This is a genomic window from Streptomyces adelaidensis, from assembly GCF_016598475.1.
In the GTDB taxonomy this organism is placed as follows: Bacteria; Actinomycetota; Actinomycetes; order Streptomycetales; family Streptomycetaceae; genus Streptomyces; species Streptomyces adelaidensis.
This window is the reverse complement of the sequence record NZ_JAEMUX010000236.1, coordinates 1-1,386: the sequence shown is the minus strand read 5'-3', so window position 1 is coordinate 1,386 and position 1,386 is coordinate 1. Positions and strand designations below refer to the sequence as shown.

Genomic DNA, 1,386 nt, shown 5'->3' with positions numbered 1-1,386 from the left:
CACGGCACCGGTGGATCATGGAGTTCTCTACGCTTCAAGATCCACGAGGGTGCCGTGTCCGTTCCTCCATCATCCACTGCCACCGCTCCTGCCTCTCCGGCACCCCGCCTGGAAGCCCTCGGCCCGGGTGACACGCGGGACCAAGTCCGCAGCCTGGTAGCCCAGTTCGAGTCGGTCACCGATCCTCGCGGGGCGTGCGGGGTGCGGTATCGAGTCTCGTCGCTGCTGGCCCTGGTGGTCTGCGCGATGACCCCGGCGGGCCATGACTCCATCACCGCGGCAGCGGAGTGGTGCAGGCGCGCCGCCCCCGAGGAGCTGGCCGCCTTCGGCCTGCCCTACCACCCGTTGCTCGGCCGGTACCGCATCCCGAGCGAGAAGACGTTGCGCACCGTCCTGGGGAGCCTGGATCCCGGCGAGGTCAGCGCGGCCGGCTACGACCACCTGCGGCCTCTGCTCTCCACCCGGCCCTGCCCGCCGGGGCCGCTCATGCCCGACGGTGGCATCGAGCGGGAACAGCGCCGTGCCCACGGGGCGGCCTCCCGCGCCGAACCGGTGCGCTCCCGGCGCCGGGCCATCGCGGTGGACGGCAAATGCCTGCGCGGCGCGAAACGCCCGGACGGCAGCCAGGTCTTCGTACTCTCCGCCGTCCGGCACGGCGACGGCATCACCCTGGCCTCCCGCGAGATCGGCGCGAAGACCAACGAAATACCCGAGTTCGCACCCCTGCTCGACCAGATCGACGACACCGATCTCGCCGGGGCCGTCGTCACCGCCGATGCCCTCCACGCCCAACGCGATCACGCCACCTACCTGCACGACCGCGGCGCCCACTACCTGCTGACCATCAAGAACAACCAACGCGGGCAAGCCCGCCAGCTCCACGCGCTGCCCTGGAAGGAGATCCCCGTCATCCACCGCGACGACACCCAGGGCCACGGCCGCCACGAACAACGCCTCGTACAGGTCGTCACCGTCAACGGCCTGCTCTTCCCCCACGCGGCCCAGGTCCTGCGCATCCAGCGCCGACGCCGCCTCTACGGGGCGAAGAAGTGGTCCAGCGAGACCGTCTACGCCATCACCGACCTGCCCGCCGAAGAGGCGAGCGCCGCCGAAATCGCTTCATGGGCTCGCGGACACTGGACCGTGGAGAACACCGTCCACTGGTGTCGAGATGTGACCTTCAACGAGGACAAGTCCCAGGTCAGGACCCACAACACACCCTCAGTCCTCGCCGCCGTCCGTGACCTGATCCGAGGCGCGCTCAAGCTCGCCGGATACGTCAACACCGCCGCCGGCCGCCGAGCCCACACCGAACGCACCCTCGTCCTGAGCCTCTACGACATCGCATGATCAAACCGGGCGATCCCGGCAAACGCCGGGGCCCTG

General features: G+C 69.8%; 1 protein-coding gene. It reads left to right on the top strand.

Features of this window, described 5'->3' with window-relative positions; all coding sequences use genetic code 11:
* Positions 1-54: 54 nt before the first annotated feature.
* Positions 55-1,350 (top strand): ISAs1 family transposase, encoded by a 1,296-nt coding sequence (locus I8N67_RS41535; RefSeq protein ID WP_200309529.1) that lies wholly within the window; start codon positions 55-57, stop codon positions 1,348-1,350.
* Positions 1,351-1,386: the final 36 nt, after the last annotated feature.